Origin of the sequence: Sulfolobus sp. A20 (assembly GCF_001719125.1) — an archaeon.
GTDB lineage: Archaea > Thermoproteota > Thermoprotei_A > Sulfolobales > Sulfolobaceae > Saccharolobus.
Map to the genome: position 1 here is coordinate 2,444,788 of NZ_CP017006.1, position 20,812 is coordinate 2,465,599.

Here is a 20,812-nt window from a genome sequence, read left to right on the forward strand (position 1 = left end):
ATTCTGACTTTACAAAATAATGGAGGTTACAAAATAAGGGAGGTCCCTCCAGTAGGAAGGAAGCAAGACTCAAATGGAAAAATTATGATCTATTAGACTACTAGGGGAGATCATTAAGTCTACGTTTTCATTTACAATTTTAACTGTCTCAGTAGCTGGAGAATATGATGGGCTATCCATTAAAGGATTAATCCACATAGATAAAAAGCACCTTTTTTTGATATCCTTTAATTCTCTTTTTAATAGTTCTAGATTACCTAAATCCCATGCATCACTGAAAATAACTACACTGCTTCTTCTATTTAAATAATAACCGTAACGCCTCTTTAACTCTTGCAAGGCTTCTCCTATTCTCGTACCACTCCCATAAGAAATTGTCGACGAAATACTTCTTAGATTTATTAGATTCAAGCTGGTTACTTGAAAGAAGTTAGTTACTCTTTTTACGTCTGTACTAAAATAGAATATTTCAGTTTTTTTCTCCATCCTCTTTAAGAAGAAAGATAGTAGTAAACTTTCCTTAAAGAAATCTATCATTGAACCAGAGACATCGCATAACAAAATTATATTAGATTTTAAAATTTTTCTTTTAGATTTTATTATAATTGGATAATCACCTTCGTACTTCGCTTCTCTTCTTAGTGTCCTTTTAATATCTAATGTCCCAATTTCCTTTACCTTAAATCTATGCCCTTGATAACTTAACGTAATCTCTCTAATATTATTTGCAATATTCCTCCACTTCGTTATATCGTTGATATCTACTTTAAAATTCTCTAACTTTGCTTTAGCCTCTGAAGGGCTGTAGATGAACAGCGTTTTGCTTTCACTGAGGTACTGTTGGGTCACAACGTTTCCGAATACTTTTTGGCTTTGACTACGCTTTTCCTCATTATTGATGAGTTGAAAATTCTTTAAGAGAGTAGCTTTAAGTATTGCCTTTAGAGTAAAGGGATCCCTATCCTTTATAACTCTTATTGCATTAATTGCGTCAAGAGTTTCATCAATACCTACATTCCTTCCCATTTCCCTTAATACGTTAGCTATCTTGACTATCAATTCTTCCTCTCTCATTTTTACTCACGAAATGTCTTATATCTTCCTCATCCTTAAGTAGAGTAGTTATGAGTTGTTTTATGGTATCATAGTCTATATTTTTTACATTAAGAGTTAGTATTGCATTAACAAAGTCAATAGTTTCGGACACTCCAGGTTTATGAATTATTTCATCATCATTCCTAAGTTCATTCACTATTCTTATAGCTGACTTAACTACATCCTCTCTTACATTAGGAACTTTTCTCTTTATTATCTCTAGTTCTCTTTCTTCTTTAGGATATGATAGATTTAAGTATATACACCTTCTTCTTATGGCATCTGATAGATCTCTAGTTTTGTTGGACGTTATAAATACGTAAGGTACGCTGTTAGCCTTTATTGTACCTAATTCAGGAATTGTAACTTGGAATTCCCCTAAAAACTCCAATAAAAATCCTTCAAATTCCGGCTCAGCTCTATCTATTTCATCTATGAGTAATACTACCCTTTTATCTGACCTTAATGCCCTTAATAGTGGTCTTTCGAGCAAGAACTCTTCACTGTATATTCTCTTCCTTATCTCATTCTCGTTATTTAATTGCTGTAGCATCTTTATTTCCAGCAATTGTCTAGGATAATCCCACTCATAGACTGCTTGAGAATAGTCTAATCCCTCATAACATTGAAGTCTAACTAACTGTAAATTTAATGCCTTTGCTATAACTTTGGCTAGTTCAGTCTTTCCACATCCTGGTGGTCCTTCAATCAATAAAGGTTTTTCTAATTTTAATGCTAGAAATACAGCTACAGCTGCTTCCCTCTCTATTACGTAATTATGGTCCGATAATAGTTTAATTAGTTCATCAACACTATTGATCATTTTATTTCACTTAAAAAAAGGGTTAAAATTTATTCATCTGAGGCTATCCCCTTATCCTTAAGTATTTTCCATACTTTCCAAGGCCATATAGGCATATCAATGTGCTTAACATCTAAATGAGATAAGGCATCAACTACCGCGTTTACAAATGCTGCTGGAGACCCGACTGTAGCAGATTCTCCTACCCCCTTAGCTCCTAATGGATGATGAGGAGATGGTGTTATGGTTTTATCTAGTTCCCACTTCGGTGTTTCCACAGCTGTGGGTATTAAGTATTCAGCGAAACTTCCCCCATAAATATTTCCATTCTCGTCGTAACGTATTTCCTCCATGAATGCTGTACCAAATCCCATAGTCAAAGCTCCCATAATTTGACCATCAACAATTACTGGATTTATAATGTTTCCACAGTCATCAACTGCTACAAACCTCCTAACCTTGACTTGCCCGGTTCCTTTGTCAATATCAACAACGCAGATATAAGCTCCGAATGGGAAAGTCATATTTGGGGGATTATAATATGTAACAGCCTCTAGTCCAGCTTCTAGATTAGGTGGAGGATTAGTATATGCAGCTAACGCAACTTCTTGAATAGTCTTAGATTTTTCTGGATAGCCCTTTACATAAAACTTACCTTTCTCAAATACAATGTCCTCTTCTCTCGCTTCTAATAGGTGTGCAGCTATCTTCTTAGCCTTGTCTAATATTTTCCTAGCTGATACTGCAGCTGCTGCCCCAGCAGTTGGAGTACTACGACTTGCATAAGTACCTAAGCCATATGGGCAAGTATCCGTATCTCCCTCTTCGACAATTATATCCTCAACTGGAATTCCTAAAATTTCAGATACTATTTGGGCATAAGTTGTTTCATGTCCTTGACCTTGTGCTCTAGTTCCAAATCTGGCTATTACCTTACCAGTGGGATGAATCCTTATTTCAGCGCTCTCAAACATCTTTATTCCCACAATATCAAACAAGTCAGCTGGTCCTGCTCCTACTATTTCGACAAAAGTGCTTATCCCAATCCCCATTAATTCCCCTTTCTTCCTCTTCTCCTCTTGTTCCTTCCTCAGCTCATAATAACCTATTTTTTCCATAGCTTTCTTCAATGCAGCAGCGTAATTGCCGCTATCATACGTCCAACCTAATGCAGACTTATATGGGAATTTCTCTGGTGGGATGAAGTTCTTTAACCTTAACTCAGCAGGATCCATTCTCAATTCATGAGCTAGTATATCAACTAGCCTCTCAATAGTATATGATGCTTCAGTTACCCTAAATGAACATCTATATGCGATACCTCCAGCAGGCTTATTAGTGTAAGCTCCAGTTACCTCGACGTAGGCAGACTTCATGTCATAAGCTCCAGTGCAAATACTGAATAGACCTGCAGGGAACTTAGATGGATTTGCGTCACCATAAAAGGCTCCGTGATCACTTATCACCTTAATCCTCAACGCTAGTATTGTCCCATCCTTTTTAGCTGCTAATTCTCCATGTATGTGAAAGTCTCTCGCAAAAGCTGTGCTTCTCATATCCTCAGATCTAGTATTTATCCACTTAACTGGTCTTCCTAGTTTTATTGATGCATAAGCTGAAACTACGTAACCGGGGTATACGTAAACTTTCCCTCCAAACCCGCCTCCTATGTCTGGTGAGATTATCCTTATCTTATTTTCTGGTATTTTAGTAACTAGTGAGAACACTGTTCTAACGACGTGAGGAGCTTGAGTTGTCATCCATAATGTCAACTTACCAGAAACTGGATCATAATGTGCCACTGATCCAACTGGCTCCATATAAGCTACGTGTAATCTTTGATAGTAGAAATCTTGACTTACTACAACATCAGCCTCTTTAAACAATTTATCTGTAAGTTCTTTGTCTCCAGCTTCCCATTTAAAGACTAAATTGGACTTCTTATCGGGTCTTACAATGGGCGAATTTGTTTCTAAAGCTTTCTTAGGATCAATAACTGGTTCTAAAGGTTCATATTCGATTTCAATTTGATTAGCTGCATCTAAAGCCTTATACTTATCTTCTGCTATAACCGCTACAACTTCCTGTCCTTGAAACACTACCTTATCAGTAGGTAATACCATCATTTTATCTCCCATAAGGGTTGGTATCCACGATAATCCCGCTTTTTCTAGTTCTTCTCCAGTTATTATGTCGATAACTCCTGGCATCGACTTAGCCTTTTCTATATCTATTCTTTTTATTTTCGCGTGAGCATAAGGACTTCTAACAAAAGCTAAGTAAACCATTCCCGGTAATTTTATATCATCTACATAAGTTCCCTTACCCATTAAGAATCTCATGTCTTCCTTACGCCTTATTTTATGACCCATTCCATGAACTCCAACAGGAGGTAAAGTTTCCTCTGCCATCTAAGCCCCACCTCTCATCTTTTCTGCTGCATACTTAATTGCCTCAACTATATTCTGATATCCAGTACATCTGCAAAGATTTCCCGATATTCCCCATCTAATTTCCTCTTCTGTTGGATTAGGATTCCTCATGAGTAATTGATAAGCTGCCATTATCATTCCCGGCGTACAGTAACCGCATTGTAAACCATGCTTAACCCAAAATCCTTCTTGTATGGGATGAAGCTTTCCGTCTTTAGCCAAACCCTCTATGGTTAATACTTCTTTGCCATTTGCTTGAACTGCAAATATCGTGCAAGATTTAACAGCCTTACCATTCAAGATAACTGTACATGCTCCACAATTTGTAGTATCACATCCTATGTGAGTCCCAGTTAAACCAGCTATATCCCTTATGAAGTGGACTAATAGTAATCTAGGCTCTATATCAGCCTCATAAGGTTTGCCATTTATCGTTATTTTAACGTGGACAGCTTTAACCAATTTCACACACCTCCTAAAGCCTTTCTTAATGATTGTTTTATCGCCCTAACTGTTAGCACTCCAGCCATAGCCTTTCTGTATTCAGCTGGAGGACCAAACGGTTCTTCAACTGGTTGAATTGTATCACTCACTACTTTGCCTACTTCTTTAATCAAGTTATCGTTTATCCTACTTCCTCTTAACATCTCTTCAGCTTTATAAGCCTTAACTGCATTATTACTCGCTCCACCAATCCCGATTCCTACCTCTTTCACAGTTCCATCATAATCTACGGATATATTTACAGCTGATGCAACTATTGCGAAGTCGCCTACTCTTCTCTCTAATTTTATATAACTTCCACCATTCCTTGGTTGTTGAATTGGAATCCTTATTTCGGTCAAGATCTCATCTGTTCTCAATGCGGTTTGAAATGGTCCTAAAAAGAAGTCTTTAGCCTTAATAACTCTACTTCCAGACAAACTTGTAGCCACGAGTTCAGCATTGTAAGCTAGCATCACAGAAGGTAAGTTATTTCCAGGATGATTATAACATACATTACCTCCTACAGTTCCCCAGTTTCTTACCGTAGGATCGGCAATATGCTTGACAGCTTCATGAAGTAATGGGTATTTATTTCTTATTAAGTCGGAATACTCTAAGTCTGAATATCTAGTTAATGCTCCGATCCTCAAATAACCTTCTGACTCGCTAACATAAGATAGATTTGGTATGTTATTTATATCTATGACGTACTTAGGAGAAATGATTCTTAACTTCATCGCTATTATTAAACTTTGACCTCCTGCCAGTATCTTTGCGTCATCTCCGTATTTAGATAATAGTTCTAGTGCCTCCTTAAGGTCGTTAGGCGAGAAATAGTCAAATTCTGCAGGATACATCAAATTATCTTATTTTTGCAAGTTAAAAAAGCTTTGCTATCAAGGAAAACTTTGCATTTTTTATTATTTAATATAATTTTTAGGATTAGACTCGAAACTGTCTTTACAATGCTTACTACAGAAATAGTAAACCTTACCGTTAAAAGTTGAAAAGTAAGGAGACGACTTAGATACAGACATACCACAAACTGGATCTTCAAATATTTCATACTCATTTTTCGCCTTAGCCTCTTTTCCGACCTTTATAATCTCAGCTAGGATGCTTACAGCTATCTCATCGGGAAATACGGCGTTTATATCTATACCAGCGGGAATCTTAATCCTTGATATCAAATCCTCTCCATATCCCTTACTCCTTAGGTAAGATAAAATCTCTTCTCCTCTCTTTCTACTAGCTACGACTCCTATATACTTCACGTTAGAGTTGAGTAATGCTTCAGCGAATTCATGATCTCTCTCGCCCATAGTGGCAATTAACGCAAACGAGTTTTTACTAACCTTAACTTGATTAATTTCACCTGGATCACTAACTTTAATTAGACTAAATCCCATATCAGCCCCTAACTTCTCTAGATAGTGAGTTATAGGATTATCCCCGGCTATTATTATCTCTCTTTTACCTACCATAGGCTCGATATATAAATAAACTGTACCACCATGACAAGTCTTTAAATGTAAAAATTTTGGAACCCTCATATTAATTACTTCTAATGAATTCTTTATTATCTCTTCTTTAATGCAAAAACCACCAATCCAACCCTCATATGAACCATCAGATTTAACGATAAGTTTATTCCCAGCTTTTAATGAACTTGGACCTTCAGCATTTACCACTTCTACTACTGCAAATTCCTCTCCTTTTTCCATTAACTCTTCAACTCTCTTTATGAAGTCAAGAGAACCCATGAAATAACCTTTATATTGTTGGCTTAACATGATCTTCCTATAGTTTATTTTTTGAAGCCAAATATTTAAGTCTTGACCATCACATCATTATTTACCTTTTATAATTAATTTTTGCTCATTCGGAGTATGGATAACAATTTCTTTACCTCCTTAAAATTTTATTCTCACTTATGCTTATGAATTTCGAGTAAATTGTGGAAGAATGTTTTCAGTCATCTTGCTGAGTTCCATGTAAAGTCCATGCTTAATAGTTTTAAACTTTTTAGATCTACTAATCTCTTGTCAAACCTTTGTATTAGACCAAGAGACGTAAACTGATGCCTTATCGTACATCCTTATCTCTGCCAATTTAAAATTACGTGAACGGGCTGATCACTCATATCTTTTTAGAGGATTTGAATAACAAGAGTGTGAAGAGTTTACCAATAGATAGGCTTTATCTCGTACAATGCCGACGTGTTCAATATTGGATTAAATGGAGGCTAAAAAGTATGGTCTTAGAGTTGCTTATGTTATCCCTAGTTTTCCTCTACTCGTTGCCCAAAGTGTAGTAAGGATATGAAAGGGGTTGGTTATAGATACTTTCATTGTGTTAATTGTGGCTATGAGAACGTTAGGGAAGTTATTGCAATAATGAACCTTTATGGTTCTCTGAGCCTCTCGACGCATGGGAGATGTAAGCACGAATCGATGAAGGAAACCTCCCTAGGGGGAAGAAGTTAAACCATCATTCCTATATGAGAAATTTTTTATTTATATTCATATATAAGTTAATGCATGAAAAGAAATGTTTTAATTTCAACAGAGATCTCACATGATAATTGCTGGACGGAAATTACCCAAAAATATGATGTCAAAATAAAGTTGATAGATCAGAACTTTCTTAATGACAGATGGTTCTCTTCTACGATACTAATTATAGGAAAGGATTCTAAAAGCTTCATAAGTAGTATGAGAAAATTTAGTAAATTAAAAATTAGCAAGATAGAGAAGATAAGTGACTTAGGTTATTTATTAGAATTCCTTTATGGTAAAGATAATGCCGTCTCTAAACTTTTGAAAAAACATGACGCAATCGTAATCGAACACAAGATAAATGATGGATTAGAGAGATGGAAATTTATAATACAAGAAGGTAATTTGGGTACCCTTAAAGAGGAGTTAGATAAGAGAGGAGAGATCAGAAAGCTATACTCCATGAGGTTTGAGGAATTAGGATTAAGTCAGAGAAATATACAGATATTAAGAGATGCGTATAAGTTAGGATATTTTGATACTCCCAGAAAAATAAGCATTTACGAGCTATCTGAAGCCTTAGGTATTAAACCTAACACCCTCATATATCACATAAGAAGAGCGGAGAAATCAATCCTAAAGGCTTTCCTCGATGATCAGTTTGACATATTTTAAGGATTTTTAAATGTGAAGAATATATAATCATATTATTCGTTACTTAAATTATGAGTAATCTAAAAATAGATCTAAGAAAGTATGGCACTGATGACTACTATATATTATATTCGAAATTTAATTAGGAAATTCCAGAGTATTTCAATACGGGAGAGGCTATTTCTAAGCATAGAGAAAGCACTACTATTATATATAGAGATGCTGACCTCCTCCCAGCCCTAAAGGACAAGGGTTCTGCTGAGGTCTAAAGCATTACTCCCCTTTGCTACTCCATTTGACGTTACGAGGAAGGAAATAGGTTTTTTCAACGTGCCTACAACTTTCTTTATTGCCTTCTTCATTATATACCGTTAACGTCACTGCGTATGACCTAAAGGGCAATTGATAACTCCCCTAGGCTTCCCACTCACTTCAACGTCATGGAAAGCACAGAAACGTGAAGTATTGTATTCAACAACTAGAAACACCTTTATGCCGTATTCATAGAGCTTGTCAACTATAGCCTCGATGAGTTTACGATAAGACCAAATATTCAGATTGAACTTATTACCTTGATAGCAGTAAAATTGCCAGATACTATAGCATTATAAGAATCCAGAGGCTACAGCTAATAAAATTTGAGGAGGATTTTTGCTAACTGGTGATATGGGTTGGAGGGATGAATATGGTTTAAGAGCTGAAGCGATTTCTTGATAAAGACCTTAAGTAGGAGTAGATAGAGCAAACTTTCAATCTATGGAGTTTTCTAGACCTACTCTGCTTAATTTTAATATAGATGAGTATATACATGTAGCGAATATAGAGTCGGACCGGAGGAAATAGAGTTTATAATTAACCAACATCTGGCTGTTCTCGAATCAGCTGTTATTGGAAAAGAAGACCCTGTGAGAGGTTGAGATCATAAAAGCGTTTATAGTGTTAAAGACTGGTTACGAGCCCAGTGAGAAAATTAAGCAAGAGATTGTCGAATTAGTTAAAAGTAGTTATGTATGCATATCCTAGGGAAGTTGAATTTGTTACTGAAGACAGAGTCCGGTAAAATTAAGAGAGTTGAATTGAAAAGAAGGGTTAACTTGCAGAGTTAAAAGTCCTCAACTATTTTATTATTTTTCCATTGAAGTTTTATTATTTTCTTTAGCTAATATCTTTCTATGGAAAACGCTTTGGAACAACTTCTTTATAATCTGAATATAGAGAAAGGCAGTAACGGTACATTTTTTAAGATAAAGAGAATGGATGAATTGAAAAATCTAATCCAGAAGGGGTTTGTAATTCAGCTATCTAAGGTTTTATATAATGGCTGGTTCATTAAAACTCATGGTCCAGTTCACATGTCAAGATTGACTACTTATAGAGATGCAAAAAGGAAGTATAAGGATAAGGATATACCAGAGGGAACGGGGTTTGCCACTATGAGGTTAAGCCTATGTGACCATTCTGGTACTCATTTAGATGGTTTAAATCACGTTTCAGAAAGGGGAGAGCTATTTGGAAAGATAAAAATTGAGGAGGTTGAAGAAGATATAGAAGGTTTCAATACTTTGGATATAACATCTATACCTCCCATCATAACTAGGGGAATACTATTTTATACTCCTAAGGATAGAGTGGAAGAAGTGACGGTAAATGACCTAAAGAACGCTCTAGGAAATATAAAGGTTGAAAAGGGGGACGCAGCGATAATATATACGGGTTGGAAAGATTACACTGATGAAGAACCGGGTATAGGCCTAGAAGGTGCTAAATGGTTAGCGGAAATGGGCTTTAGACTAGTTGGGAATGATTCTCCTAGGAGCGAATATATAACGAGAGGTACTAAGGATTTCTTCCCCGTTCATAGATTCCTCATAGCTCAGAACGGAATTTTGCTTATAGATAACATGTATTTAGATGATTTAGTTGATAGTTTACAAGAGGAGAAGAGAAAGGATTTCTTATTAATAGTTATTCCGCTAAGGCTTAGAGGTGCAACTGCATCCCCGGTGAATCCTATAGCTATCATATGATTAAAATTTTTTAAATTAAATCTTGTTAATCATAAATATTTTTTAATAGTAACTGATGTAAGATTTTTAATCTTTATATCCCGTAGTATCTTGTGTGGATATCATGGTCTCAATGAAAACAAAGGCAATAATAAGTACAACGTTAGGAATAGGATTCGAGTGGTATGACTTCTTTTTATATGGACTGTTATCAACTATAATTGCTAGGGAGTTCTTTCCTTCATCAGTTCCATTATTATCATTACTGCTAACATACTTAGTCTTCTTTATAGGATTTTTAGGTAGACCACTAGGAGGCATAATCTTCGGCTATCTAGGGGATAAGTACGGTAGAATTTATTCACTAATATTTACCCTATTATTTGCTGGCTTAAGTTCACTTATTGTAGCTATACTTCCAACCTATTATCAGATTGGAATTATTGCTCCAATACTTCTTGCTGTGATGAGATTGATAGATGGGATAGGGTTAGGAGGCGAATGGGGTGGATCGTTTTCTCTAACTTCAGAATACGTAAGCCTTAATAGGAGAGGATACTATTCTGGCATATTACAAGCAACAGTGTCAATAGCAACATTACTCATTTCAGCTCTATCGATTCTGCTAACAAGTATATTAGGTGCTAATGGTTTTGATACAATAGGCTGGAGGATACTTTTTGCAATAGGTTTCGTAATAGCTATTTTAGCTGTAATCATTAGGCTTAGAATAGAGGACTCACCAGTGTTTAAAAAATTACAAGATAAGGGTAAAATAGAGAGAAATCCATTATTTAAGGCAGCAAAAGGTTATTGGAAGTATATAATAGCTGCATTGTTCCTAGTTGGGATATTTAATGGTGTATGGTATTACGTAAACTATACCCTTTCAATATCTTATGCTACGTCTCTAGCTAAGGAATTCCATTACCCGGCAGTGTCCTTAACTGTTGTAGACTTTGCAATTTTAATAGTATCAATAATAGGAATTTTTGCATCTCCTCTATTTGGTCTACTATCTGATAAAATAGGAAGAAAATATCAAATGTTAATCGATGCGGTATTTGGGATAATATTCGCCTATTTCTACTTCTCTATGTTAAGGAGTGGGAATCCAGAATTAGTGATTACGGCAATAACAGTTTCAGGTTTGTTTGTATACTATTTAGCTGGAGCTATTACACCGGCTGTACTAGTTGAACTATTCCCTCCACAAGTTAGATATACCGCAATTTCAATGGCTTATCAGATAGGTGTAGGGCTTTTAGGAGGAAGCTCTCCCTTATTATTAACTTATTTAATAGGAGTTACACATGATATTAATATGCCAGTATATTACATGATAGGAACGGGAATAATAGCGTTAATAGCTACTTTAGTAATAGGGGAAACTAAAGGAAGGAGTTATGAGGGGGAGGAAGAAATAGCTACTACTAGGTGAGAAAATGAAATGGACTAAAATAGGTGTAATAGTTCCATCCTCCAACACTACAGTAGAGAGAGAATTTAACAGAGTATTCAAAGAACCAGATTTTACAGTTCATACTTCAAGGATTATTCTGCCAGATGTCACATTAAAATCATTGGAGGAAATGGAAAAGGAAACTGAGAGAGCATCAATAGAACTAAAGACTGCTAAAGTTGACATAATAGCTTACGCTTGTACCACGGGCAGTTTATTTAAGGGACCTAATCATCATGAACTTATAAAGAGAAGGATAGAGGAAAAAACTGGAATAAAGGCTGTAGCTACGTCTGGGTCAGTAACTAAAGCTTTAAGAGCGTTAGATGCAAGTAAAGTCCTGGTGGTTACTCCTTACATAGAAGAGCTGAATGAGAAAGAGAAACAATTCTTAGAAGCTAATGGCTTTGAAGTTGTGAACATAAAAGGAATGGGTATAGTTGATAATACTCAGATTGGCAAACTTGAGCCAGATTATAGTTATAGCTTCATATTAAATGTGGCTAAGAGTACAAATAAGTATGATGCTCTCTTCATCTCTTGTACTAACTGGAGAACCTTTGAGATAATAGATAAACTTGAAAAAGAGTTAAATAAGCCGGTTATAAGTAGTAATAGTGCTACACTATGGGATATTGTTAGAAGACTTCAAGTTGATGTACAAGTAAAATTGGGAACTTTATTCTTAAAGTGACTTTTTTCCTCAAAAACTGTTAGGGTATTACCACTTGTCTTCCCAAAACTTTTCCGCTCTCAAGATCTCTCAAAGCTTCGTTTAACTCCTCTAAACTTCTTTTTATCACGAATGGTTTTATCAAATTACGTTCTACTAAACTCATCAACTCACCTAGTTCGTTGAAGGTGCCATAATTACTTCCCACTAGTTTATATTCCCAAACTACTGATTCAAATGTTGGTATTGATAATTTATCCCCTTCCATACCTACTTCAATTATAACTCCATTACTTTCGAGAGTTTTAGCTATTCTCATAGTCGATTCCTCATTTCCAACGAAGTCAATTGCTACACTAACATCCTTAACGTTCAACTCCTCTGGTCTCATGCCTATCCCTCCTAACTCCTCTATTAGATTTAATTTTTCTTTAGATCTAGTAACAACGTAGACTTTAAGATAAGGAGCTAAAGCTTTAATTATTTGCAAAGCGTAAATTCCTAATCCTCCAAAGCCATAAAGTATTATACTTGAGTCAGCTTTAGCGTATTTTAAAGCCTTTTTGACTGCTGAGTAAGAAGTTAGACCTGCGTCAGCTAAGGGTGCAGCAAGTATTGGATCCACATTTATCTTATATAGAAACATAAAGTTAGGGATGTAAAGGTACTCAGAGAAACCACCATAATAATATGACTGTCCCGGGATAGCTTGATTTCTGCATAACATATATTTGCCTTGCCTGCAGTATTTACAAGTTAAGTCTCCCCAAACCGCATAAACTATTACTTTATCTCCCCTCTTGAGCCCCTTAACATCTTCTCCAACTTCTACAACAGTTCCAGCGTTCTCGTGACCTAAGACAAAAGGTAATTTGAATCCTGGTCTGGGTTCTGTCCCCTTCCAAAGTCTTAAATCAGTTCTACAAACTCCTGCACCATTCACCCTTATTACAACTGACTGCTTCTTTGCCTCAGGAACTTCTATTTCTCCCATCTCTAAGGGTTTGCCAAACTCCTTAAGAATCATAGCCCTAGACTTCATGGGTAATAGGTTTAGATAGGTAATTAATAAATTATGACCCAGACTAGTATGCTGTTTTACATTATTAGTAGAAATAGTCGTCCAAACTACTAACTATGTTCTTGATTATCTTCTTTAGCGTCTTTCTTAACACTTCATTTAATGAAGCCTTAGTAACTCCTAATTCCTTAGCTACATCCTCAATCTTATTCTTCTTTGGATACTCAAACAAACCTCTTTCATAAGCTAACCTAAGAACTTCAACCTCTCTATCAGTAAATAGGGATCTATTCTTAAATTCATACTTAGAAAGAACATCTATGGGTAATTGAAACTCCTTCACCTTAAAATTCAAGACCTTTCCGTGGATTTCAAGAAATCTTCTCATTGCGTCAACGCTGTATTTATCCATGAATAAAATAGACCACTTCTCCCTTGTCTCATAGTATAAAGAGGAATCCGCTATTGCCCCAAGAGTGTAAGCAGTCCCTCTAACTGAATCCCTTAGGTCACCAATGACTCCTAACCTTAATACTTTAGGATATCCATCATTTATTGGATATAAGAATAATATTCTCTTGATCTTCCAATGTGACTTTAAAGTTTTTTCTAAAAGTTTTAGTTCCTCTTTGGAATAAACCTTAACTGTTGATATCTCTATCTCGCCTTCCGATGAAATATAGGAGGAAAAGGGAGACACAACTAGCCTTTCTCTATCTACACTTATCTTTGAAGTCCAATCACTCTCATGTATATAATCTACCATCATCTCATGAAAGGTAATTGCAATATCTTTTCCCATTACATTTAATTCTTTGTTTCAGTTGATAAAATACTTTTAGCGTTCGAATAACCATAACTTATTTAGAGAAAATCATGAAGAGGAAGCACAACCTGGTTCTTATATAACTAATCGGCAATATTTGTATTGATGAAAAAAAGTAATATGGTATAGGTTAAGTAATGATAAAGATTTAATATTACGTCATCTTAGTAGCAAAGCTTCGAAAAGATGAAGATTATTAAATTACAGTTATTCTTTAATTGTTTACGAATGTTTATAAAATGGTAGTAACCTTTAAGAATAAGATGAAAAGTATAAATTTTGTGTAGCAAAGATCACTCATTAATTTATGAATAATCATATTAGTAACAAGCTAGGGTTAAAACAACTTCATTTAAAAGCGTTGCTAATATGAAGCAACTCCTACAAAGGGTAGTCCTTTAGACCTCAACATAACCCTTTAGGATAGGATAGGAAATGCTACGGAAAAACGTATGTATTTAATATCTGACCTCCTTCCCGCCTTAAGGGTTCCCTTAGGGCGGTTCACAAGTTTACCGCCTTCATAGCTAGTGGGCATTAATACCCACTCGTCCAGCGATAGCTAGGTCTTCAGCCATTTTACCCCTATCCCTTGGGTAGAGGAACCCCACCCTCCTCGAGACTTGTAAATATGTATTGAGGAGGAGGGACACGTTTTCACTACGCTTTATGGCTTCCCTCAATGATCTTCCTTCACTTAAAAACTTTAACCCCGGGAGAAAAGCTTGCCCTTCCTTTGCCAATAAAATTTAGTATCTAACACGCTTTAAATTAAGCGTTAACCTTCATGAAAGTCCCTAAGGCCTTCACACATAATTCTCCCTTATCGTTATAGATCTCTCCTTCTACAAAAATAGCCCTTTTGCCCTTTTTAAGTATCTTACCTATCACCTTAAACTCATTTCCCTTTAATGGTGAAAGAAAAGCTATTTTCAGTTCTAATGTGAGAACTTGACTATCCGAAACTAACCTAGCTACGGACCAGCAAACAGTATCTAAAACATACATGGATATTCCTCCGTGGACGATACCTCCGGGAATACTTATTAACTCTTTAAAGGGAAATTTAACTATCACGTGATCCTTGGCTATTTCAATCACTTTAATCCCTAAGAGTTGTGACATGGGATGCGATTGTATATAAGCTGTCAACTGCTCTTCAGTTACATTCTCCACTTTTCTCACCTTAGATATCTATTTATTTTATATTGATATAAAATTCTTAATGAGACTTGTATAACTTTTTAGGTTACAAAGTGAGGAGAGGCTCACTGGTGGGAAAGAAGTTAGTCTACCAATCACTGTTTAAGATTCTACATATTATTAAAGTTACAATGCAGTAATTATTCTTCATAAACGCTTTCAAAATACTTGTTAGCTGAGGGGGATAAATCATCATATATTTTTTTGAACAGCTTATATGCCTCATAACCTATCCAGTTAGGGGGTAAGAGTTCTTGAGGGAGTCCAGGATCAATATGTAAGAACTTCCTATATTCATGCAAAATGGTTATCTTATTTACGAAAGCCTCTGCAGGGGATAGTTTATCAGCATTATCAGCTAATTTTATCCATTTACCTATGAAATTCTTATACCTCAACTCTATTTCAGTTAGATTCCAACACTTTTTGATTATCATTTGAGGATCTTGAGGAAATGAGGCTATAAATAAGTACACTTTCCCCCCATCCTTCCAATATTTCTCTATCATTTCATTTACCACACCCTCTAAAGGATTGGGAGAAATCCACGTTGAAGAGGCTAAAGATCCGAAACCTAACCACTGTAGTTCTCTTCTGATCTTATTCCTCAAAGCCTTATTGTCTTCCTTAAAATTGTAAATCACTATCCTCCACTTACCGTCCCAATGACCAAACCTCCATTCTTTAACCCTCTTTATGGCTGTTTCAAACTTTAAGATAGTTTCTTGCGAAAACTCATAACTCCCCCTATTTGAACTCGTAATGAGTCCTTCACGCTTTAGTCTATGTAACGTAGTTCTTACAGCACTACTCGTAAAACCAAAGGGCTCCACTAATTTGACTAGACTTCTAGCTCTTATGGAGCTATTTCTCCCGCTCAAATTATAATCCCCTAAGATTGTAAAAATTAATGTTTTTAGTTTCATATAGGTATCATTATTTACTTTACTCTTTAAAGTCTTAAATAATTGTCTACATTTCTACAAAAATGATTAAAACAATTTGATATTTTATGTTCCTTTACAAGCCATGAACACTGGTGTAATGAATTCCTCTGGTGTAGCACCTATTATTTCATACCCTTCTTTCATCAGTTTTAAGACTTTATCTTTAGCAACGTTAAATTCATCACATCTTAAACCTATTAGTTCTCTCGTTATATCTTCATCAAGATCCGGAGGAACTAGCCCGAAATCTCCTGTGATCATAACGTCCTTAATCTCATTACCACTTAAAGCTACTGATGCTTGAATCAACTTTCTATACTTCTTTTGGGCAAATCTATAATCATATACACTGTTCTTAGCCATAAACTTACCAGTCGATCTTCTAAAGATGAACTCCTCAGACTTCAGTATACTGAGATATTTACTCCAGATCTTCTCCTCTTCATCATTAAGTTCGCTTATCTCAATTTTTGCATCGAATACTTTCTTTATCGCATTCGTCAAAGACTCTCTGAAATCGCCACTCTTAGGCGTTAAAATCCCATCTATATCTATTGAGGCGAAGTACTCTTCTGGCTTTTTAATAGCTTTATCTGCAAATTTTTCTGGTGGTATGTTAAGAACTTTGAAAGGCAATTCTGGATCTGGTCGCCAAAGGTTGGTGAATCCGTTGAAGAATAAGACTTCCCTCTTATTACTTAGAATACTTACTCCAGTTCCACAAAGCTTCTTTCCTTTAATCCTTATATCATTCGGACTCACGTATTCAGCATCCTTTACGCCTAACTCCTTTACCGCATTTAAAAATACTTTGCCAACTAACACGTCATATGCTTCAGTGGAGCTATTAAACATTCTCTGCGGGAATATGATTGCCCATCCTCCGGTTATCTTATCCATGAAAATGTTTCCCATTCCTAACTTCCATCTTCTTACTAACTCTACGTTATACCTTTTGCAATTCTCAATTTTCACTTCTCTATCAACATCTTGGTAATAACCTAAATATGAGAAAGGTCTACTGAAACCTTCCATCACTATCAACGTGGGATATAACTCCTCTAATTCGCCTATAGAATAGGCATAAGATATGATTGAAGCTAAATTAAAAATCTGTGGATCAGCCTTTTCGAAATATAATAACCTTATATTCATGTCGTTTCTATTATAAATTTTTAGTTTAAATAGTTATGTATCTTGATAAAGGGAGGACAAGCCTTTATGGTGGGGAGGAAGTCAGCACTATAACATTTCTCTCAGTTTATATTTCTGTATTTTCCCACTTTCAGTTTTGGGTAACGAATTAACAAACTTAACCTCCCTAGGATAGGCATGCTTAGAGTATTTCTCCCTTACGAAGTTTATAATATCATTGGCTAAATCTTCAGAGGGGTTATATGAAGGCTTTAAAACTATGAATGCCTTAATAACTTTACCCTTAACTGGATCATCTACTCCTAATACAGCTGCTTCCATCACTGCAGGATGTTGGATTAGAACACTCTCTATCTCGAAAGGACTTACTCTATAGCCAGAAACCTTAATCACCTCATCTTCCCTTCCAACAAACCAGAAGTAACCATCCTTATCTACTTCTGCCATATCCCCCGTTAAGTACCAATCCCCTCTATATGCCCTTTTAGTCCTCTCCTCATCATTTATATATCCTAAGAAATAGAACCCTTCAGTATTCTTGTTTACCGCAATAACTCCATCAATAACAGTCACTTCATATCCCGGAGCAGGTAATCCCATACTACCGGGCTTTATATCAGCCTCATACCCCCAACCGTTATATACTATCATTCCAGTCTCTGTCTGACCATAATGATCCTTAATAGTAAAGCCAAAGTTTTCCTTAAACCACCTTATCACTTCAGGATTCAAGGGTTCTCCTGCAGAACTCGCTCTAGTTATTCTCAAATTATACTTCTTAGGCTCTCTTACTTTCCCCATTATCATTCTATATGCTGTAGGAACAAATGCGAAATTTGTAATCTTGAAGTCCTCAGCGAATTTTAAAGTATCCTCCGGTGAGAATAGTTTATCGAAGAAAATTACTGGTTTCCCAAATATTATTGGTGATATTATTCCAACTCCTAAACCATAAGCCCAGCCTGGACTTGCTGGAGTCCAAAACACGTCATCATCCCTTATACCTATTCCGTACTTCATATAAACGTATAAACTATAGAGTGTTCTGAAGTTCTGCAAAGCCCCTTTTGGTCTTCCAGTTGTACCGGAAGTATATTGTAAGCCAGAGGGATCATTATATGAAATCTTCTCCCATTCCTCCCTCTTCAATTTATCGTAAGATATTGCCTCATCAAAAGACACAGACTTCTCTTTCCTTCCGGGAAAAGTGATGATGTTGTCGAATAGGTCTTTAATCTTATCGTATTGATCCTCTTGTACTAATATTACTTTGGGTTTCTTATCTTTAATTCTCATTTCTATTGCAGATGGTCCGAATGCTGTAAATAATGGTTCAAATATTGCCCCTAACATCCAACTTGAGACTAGGTAAACTACTTGTTCAATCTTTTTCTCAGCTAGACAAGCCATTACGTCTCCTTTACTCACCTTGAACTCATTTCTAAGGAAGGAACTCAGTTTTTGAGCTTTATCCTTCAGTTGAGAGTAAGATAATGACTGCTTGTTCCACTTATCATCTACCCTAAGTACCCCAACCTCTCCTCCTTCTCTTATTAGCTTATCCCTAAAATCCTGCCCAAAGTACTTTTTTACATCATCCCAACTAAAACTTTTTAACACTTCTTCATATCTCATTAAAGTAGAATTAGATAAAAAATTAAAAAAGCTTATGTTCAAATAGTTTTAGAGTATCTCCAGATCGTTAGTTATACCTCTGCCTCTGACTATACTTGCGATATTAACAGCTGCCCTAATGTGTCTTATTAAGTTTAGCTTATCTCCATTAACGAGCTTTAGTTTACCGGATAGTAAGGCTACGGCTAAATCTAATTCACCCAGTAATATCGACTTCCATACACTATACTCTCCCTCAATTACGTAATCTGCGTCCAGATTTTCTCCCTCTTCTACTCCTAAGCATTTTCCCTCCTTTATATTAACCTTGAATTTCATATTTCTATTTTGTACATTTTTTAATATAAATAGTATGTTCCAATTCCATGATTTTATCTCATCAATATTTATACCATTTATTTCAGCGCATAGTTTCTGTGCCCACTCTAGGCTTGGAAATTTCATCATTTCACCTGTGCCAAATTTCAAAATGCCTTAAGATGTTTTCAGTTAATACTTCTTCCTTATAATACTTCTTGTAGAAATCTACATCCAGATGGTGAACTTGAACAGCCATTGGAATCCATATAGGATCTACTCTAGGAAACATTCCATACTTTGCTACTGAGTAATCTATAAAGGATACTACGGCATCCTTTATCTCTTCTTTAACTCTTACCTTTTCATCTCTTCTAAGCATGTCATAAATATCCCTTTTCCAAGCTACTAGATTAGGGTCTCTATTTTGGCTCCATATTCCATCATATTCTAAACCATTTGGCTCCTTATATTTCCCGTACTTTATATTTAAGAAATCATTAACTAGTTCTTCCCCACTTTTATATGGAGAATCTTTGCAACCCTCTATAATGGAAAAACTCATCTTAACATTTCTTATACCAACCTTATATGGCCATAATCTCTTACTCTTAGATGGTGGTTGGCACACTACAGCACCTGCCTCTTCCAATCCTCTGAATTGAGGCGAAAAAGCTCCCATTATACTATAATCATAAATCCCTCCAAAGATCCAACTTCCTAAGCCAATAGCTTCGCTCATCAATCTTATGTTCTGGACAGAAGTTCCAACAACTACACCAGCAACTGCCCCTATGGCCCTATCTAAGAGGTCCATCGTTAATGGGATTTGAGAGGTTAAGTAACCTTTATCAATTAGCTTCTTCATAGCACCATTTTGGTCTGCTAATTGGCCAGTATTATCATCTATTATTGGTACACGTTCATATTCAAAATAGTGAAATAATATGTTAACTATCACCCTAGAGGCATCATAAATTGGAAGTAGTAGCGTGCTTCCTATCTCGTTAAAGTTTTTGTTAAAGGCCATAGCGAAGGGCATTGTACCAGCTAAGTCTGTTCTTCCATTCGCTAATTTAATGGAATAATTTTTGTACCAATCAACTATTTTACCCAAATCATCTTCTCTTTCAATTTCATATATTTTTGATGCTTGTGATGGTCTATAGTAGTAAACTCCATCATCAACAATATATATCAAGTCCAATCCTTGATCATTATCTGGACCAGGAATAGTCCTACCAGTAGCGTAAATGAAAGTAGCTACGTTATTATTAACGCCTAAATCTGCCAAAATTAATCCATTAGGTCCAGCAGCTGACCACATAATTAACGCGTTTTCTACATCGGATAACGGGATAGGTTCTTTCTGTGACTTAAATTCTAACAATCCCTTTGGATATTCTACAACCAAATTTCCCTTTCTTATAGATTCTCCAGTGTCATATCTATATCCTAATCCAAACCTTCTACTCCTCACGTGAGCTAATTGCTTCATAAGGGATTCGTTCCACACTCTTCTCAATAGTTCCCTTTCTTTCTCTGTTACCATTATGATTATTTTAATTCTACTTATTTTTAAATCTTTATCAGACTACAAACTATTCATGATTAAAGTTT

20 protein-coding genes and 2 pseudogenes are annotated in these 20,812 nt (G+C 35.8%); 6 read left to right on the forward strand and 16 right to left on the reverse strand.

What is annotated here, in order from left to right:
* Positions 1-69: 69 nt before the first annotated feature.
* The 6 genes from BFU36_RS12525 to BFU36_RS12550 form a co-directional block, all read right to left on the reverse strand.
* A complete protein-coding gene (locus BFU36_RS12525; RefSeq protein ID WP_069284337.1) occupies positions 70-1,074 on the reverse strand; it encodes a VWA domain-containing protein in 1,005 nt (334 codons plus the stop codon).
* Positions 1,040-1,918 carry a MoxR family ATPase gene (locus BFU36_RS12530; protein WP_069284338.1) on the reverse strand — a complete coding sequence of 293 codons (879 nt, stop codon included), beginning with the start codon at positions 1,916-1,918 and terminating at the stop codon, positions 1,040-1,042. Before BFU36_RS12530 ends, BFU36_RS12525 begins: the two co-directional genes overlap by 35 nt.
* Positions 1,919-1,947: 29 nt before the next feature.
* The gene (locus tag BFU36_RS12535; RefSeq protein ID WP_069284339.1) at positions 1,948-4,308 is read right to left on the reverse strand and encodes an aerobic carbon-monoxide dehydrogenase large subunit; all 2,361 of its coding nucleotides are present in this window, start codon (positions 4,306-4,308) and stop codon (positions 1,948-1,950) included.
* Positions 4,309-4,791 (reverse strand): (2Fe-2S)-binding protein, encoded by a 483-nt coding sequence (locus BFU36_RS12540; protein WP_069284809.1) that lies wholly within the window; start codon positions 4,789-4,791, stop codon positions 4,309-4,311. It abuts the gene before it with no gap.
* A gap of 2 nt (positions 4,792-4,793) precedes the next feature.
* Positions 4,794-5,672, reverse strand: coding sequence for a xanthine dehydrogenase family protein subunit M (locus BFU36_RS12545; RefSeq protein WP_069284340.1), 879 nt, complete (start codon positions 5,670-5,672; stop codon positions 4,794-4,796).
* A 63-nt stretch (positions 5,673-5,735) separates the two neighbouring features.
* Positions 5,736-6,578, reverse strand: a complete 843-nt coding sequence (locus tag BFU36_RS12550) for an XdhC family protein (protein WP_231961155.1) — start codon at positions 6,576-6,578, stop codon at positions 5,736-5,738.
* Positions 6,579-7,115: 537 nt separating this feature from the next.
* Between BFU36_RS12550 and BFU36_RS14340 the strand changes: the two are divergent.
* Together BFU36_RS14340 and BFU36_RS12555 are read left to right on the forward strand one after the other, a co-directional pair.
* Positions 7,116-7,301, forward strand: a pseudogene (locus BFU36_RS14340) (hypothetical protein); the annotation flags it as partial.
* A 54-nt stretch (positions 7,302-7,355) separates the two neighbouring features.
* Positions 7,356-7,988 carry a helix-turn-helix domain-containing protein gene (locus tag BFU36_RS12555; protein WP_069284342.1) on the forward strand — a complete coding sequence of 211 codons (633 nt, stop codon included), beginning with the start codon at positions 7,356-7,358 and terminating at the stop codon, positions 7,986-7,988.
* A gap of 356 nt (positions 7,989-8,344) precedes the next feature.
* Here BFU36_RS12555 and BFU36_RS14345 read toward each other — a convergent pair whose 3' ends face one another.
* On the reverse strand, positions 8,345-8,563 hold the full coding sequence (locus BFU36_RS14345) for a zinc ribbon domain-containing protein (RefSeq protein ID WP_306416235.1): 219 nt from the start codon (positions 8,561-8,563) through the stop codon (positions 8,345-8,347).
* Positions 8,564-8,767: 204 nt separating this feature from the next.
* Between BFU36_RS14345 and BFU36_RS14505 the strand changes: the two are divergent.
* The 4 genes and pseudogenes from BFU36_RS14505 to BFU36_RS12570 form a co-directional block, all read left to right on the forward strand.
* Positions 8,768-9,073, forward strand: a pseudogene (locus BFU36_RS14505) (AMP-binding enzyme); the annotation flags it as partial.
* Positions 9,074-9,139: 66 nt separating this feature from the next.
* Positions 9,140-9,994 carry a cyclase family protein gene (locus tag BFU36_RS12560; protein ID WP_069284343.1) on the forward strand — a complete coding sequence of 285 codons (855 nt, stop codon included), beginning with the start codon at positions 9,140-9,142 and terminating at the stop codon, positions 9,992-9,994.
* A gap of 103 nt (positions 9,995-10,097) precedes the next feature.
* Complete coding sequence (locus BFU36_RS12565) at positions 10,098-11,414, forward strand: MFS transporter (RefSeq protein ID WP_069284344.1); 1,317 nt, start codon at positions 10,098-10,100, stop codon at positions 11,412-11,414.
* 4 nt (positions 11,415-11,418) lie between these two features.
* Entirely contained in the window at positions 11,419-12,129 is a 711-nt protein-coding gene (locus BFU36_RS12570) for an aspartate/glutamate racemase family protein (RefSeq protein ID WP_069284345.1), read from the forward strand.
* Between the two features lie 19 nt (positions 12,130-12,148).
* Here the strand turns inward: BFU36_RS12570 and BFU36_RS12575 are convergent, their stop codons facing one another.
* From BFU36_RS12575 to BFU36_RS12615, 9 genes are all read right to left on the reverse strand, one after another.
* Complete coding sequence (locus tag BFU36_RS12575; RefSeq protein ID WP_069284346.1) at positions 12,149-13,150, reverse strand: NAD(P)-dependent alcohol dehydrogenase; 1,002 nt, start codon at positions 13,148-13,150, stop codon at positions 12,149-12,151.
* Positions 13,151-13,214: 64 nt separating this feature from the next.
* Entirely contained in the window at positions 13,215-13,931 is a 717-nt protein-coding gene (locus BFU36_RS12580; RefSeq protein WP_069284347.1) for a helix-turn-helix domain-containing protein, read from the reverse strand.
* A 551-nt stretch (positions 13,932-14,482) separates the two neighbouring features.
* Complete coding sequence (locus BFU36_RS14120; protein ID WP_069284348.1) at positions 14,483-14,698, reverse strand: hypothetical protein; 216 nt, start codon at positions 14,696-14,698, stop codon at positions 14,483-14,485.
* A gap of 28 nt (positions 14,699-14,726) precedes the next feature.
* Positions 14,727-15,080 carry a PaaI family thioesterase gene (locus tag BFU36_RS12590; RefSeq protein ID WP_069284811.1) on the reverse strand — a complete coding sequence of 118 codons (354 nt, stop codon included), beginning with the start codon at positions 15,078-15,080 and terminating at the stop codon, positions 14,727-14,729.
* A gap of 218 nt (positions 15,081-15,298) precedes the next feature.
* Positions 15,299-16,084, reverse strand: coding sequence for a PaaX family transcriptional regulator C-terminal domain-containing protein (locus tag BFU36_RS12595; protein WP_069284349.1), 786 nt, complete (start codon positions 16,082-16,084; stop codon positions 15,299-15,301).
* An 84-nt stretch (positions 16,085-16,168) separates the two neighbouring features.
* Positions 16,169-17,260 (reverse strand): biotin/lipoate A/B protein ligase family protein, encoded by a 1,092-nt coding sequence (locus tag BFU36_RS12600; protein WP_069284350.1) that lies wholly within the window; start codon positions 17,258-17,260, stop codon positions 16,169-16,171.
* An 87-nt stretch (positions 17,261-17,347) separates the two neighbouring features.
* Positions 17,348-18,895 carry an acyl-CoA synthetase gene (locus tag BFU36_RS12605; protein WP_069284351.1) on the reverse strand — a complete coding sequence of 516 codons (1,548 nt, stop codon included), beginning with the start codon at positions 18,893-18,895 and terminating at the stop codon, positions 17,348-17,350.
* Between the two features lie 48 nt (positions 18,896-18,943).
* Positions 18,944-19,339 (reverse strand): SCP2 sterol-binding domain-containing protein, encoded by a 396-nt coding sequence (locus tag BFU36_RS12610; protein WP_069284812.1) that lies wholly within the window; start codon positions 19,337-19,339, stop codon positions 18,944-18,946.
* Positions 19,340-19,343: 4 nt separating this feature from the next.
* Positions 19,344-20,744, reverse strand: a complete 1,401-nt coding sequence (locus tag BFU36_RS12615) for a hypothetical protein (RefSeq protein ID WP_069284352.1) — start codon at positions 20,742-20,744, stop codon at positions 19,344-19,346.
* Between the last annotated feature and the right edge of the window lie 68 nt (positions 20,745-20,812).

Bases quoted from the DNA above. Each gene is read 5' to 3' on its own strand.
- BFU36_RS12600 (WP_069284350.1), bottom strand. From the start codon at position 17,260: ATGAATATAAGGTTATTATATTTCGAAAAGGCTGATCCACAGATTTTT.
- BFU36_RS12565 (WP_069284344.1), top strand. From the start codon at position 10,098: ATGGTCTCAATGAAAACAAAGGCAATAATAAGTACAACGTTAGGAATA.
- BFU36_RS12545 (WP_069284340.1), bottom strand. From the start codon at position 5,672: ATGTATCCTGCAGAATTTGACTATTTCTCGCCTAACGACCTTAAGGAG.
- BFU36_RS12555 (WP_069284342.1), top strand. From the start codon at position 7,356: ATGAAAAGAAATGTTTTAATTTCAACAGAGATCTCACATGATAATTGC.
- BFU36_RS12615 (WP_069284352.1), bottom strand. From the start codon at position 20,744: ATGGTAACAGAGAAAGAAAGGGAACTATTGAGAAGAGTGTGGAACGAA.
- BFU36_RS12550 (WP_231961155.1), bottom strand. From the start codon at position 6,578: ATGGGTTCTCTTGACTTCATAAAGAGAGTTGAAGAGTTAATGGAAAAA.
- BFU36_RS12525 (WP_069284337.1), bottom strand. From the start codon at position 1,074: ATGAGAGAGGAAGAATTGATAGTCAAGATAGCTAACGTATTAAGGGAA.
- BFU36_RS12580 (WP_069284347.1), bottom strand. From the start codon at position 13,931: ATGGGAAAAGATATTGCAATTACCTTTCATGAGATGATGGTAGATTAT.
- BFU36_RS12535 (WP_069284339.1), bottom strand. From the start codon at position 4,308: ATGGCAGAGGAAACTTTACCTCCTGTTGGAGTTCATGGAATGGGTCAT.
- BFU36_RS12570 (WP_069284345.1), top strand. From the start codon at position 11,419: ATGAAATGGACTAAAATAGGTGTAATAGTTCCATCCTCCAACACTACA.
- BFU36_RS12590 (WP_069284811.1), bottom strand. From the start codon at position 15,080: ATGTCACAACTCTTAGGGATTAAAGTGATTGAAATAGCCAAGGATCAC.
- BFU36_RS12595 (WP_069284349.1), bottom strand. From the start codon at position 16,084: ATGAAACTAAAAACATTAATTTTTACAATCTTAGGGGATTATAATTTG.
- BFU36_RS12530 (WP_069284338.1), bottom strand. From the start codon at position 1,918: ATGATCAATAGTGTTGATGAACTAATTAAACTATTATCGGACCATAAT.
- BFU36_RS12575 (WP_069284346.1), bottom strand. From the start codon at position 13,150: ATGAAGTCTAGGGCTATGATTCTTAAGGAGTTTGGCAAACCCTTAGAG.
- BFU36_RS12610 (WP_069284812.1), bottom strand. From the start codon at position 19,339: ATGAAATTTCCAAGCCTAGAGTGGGCACAGAAACTATGCGCTGAAATA.
- BFU36_RS12605 (WP_069284351.1), bottom strand. From the start codon at position 18,895: ATGAGATATGAAGAAGTGTTAAAAAGTTTTAGTTGGGATGATGTAAAA.
- BFU36_RS12560 (WP_069284343.1), top strand. From the start codon at position 9,140: ATGGAAAACGCTTTGGAACAACTTCTTTATAATCTGAATATAGAGAAA.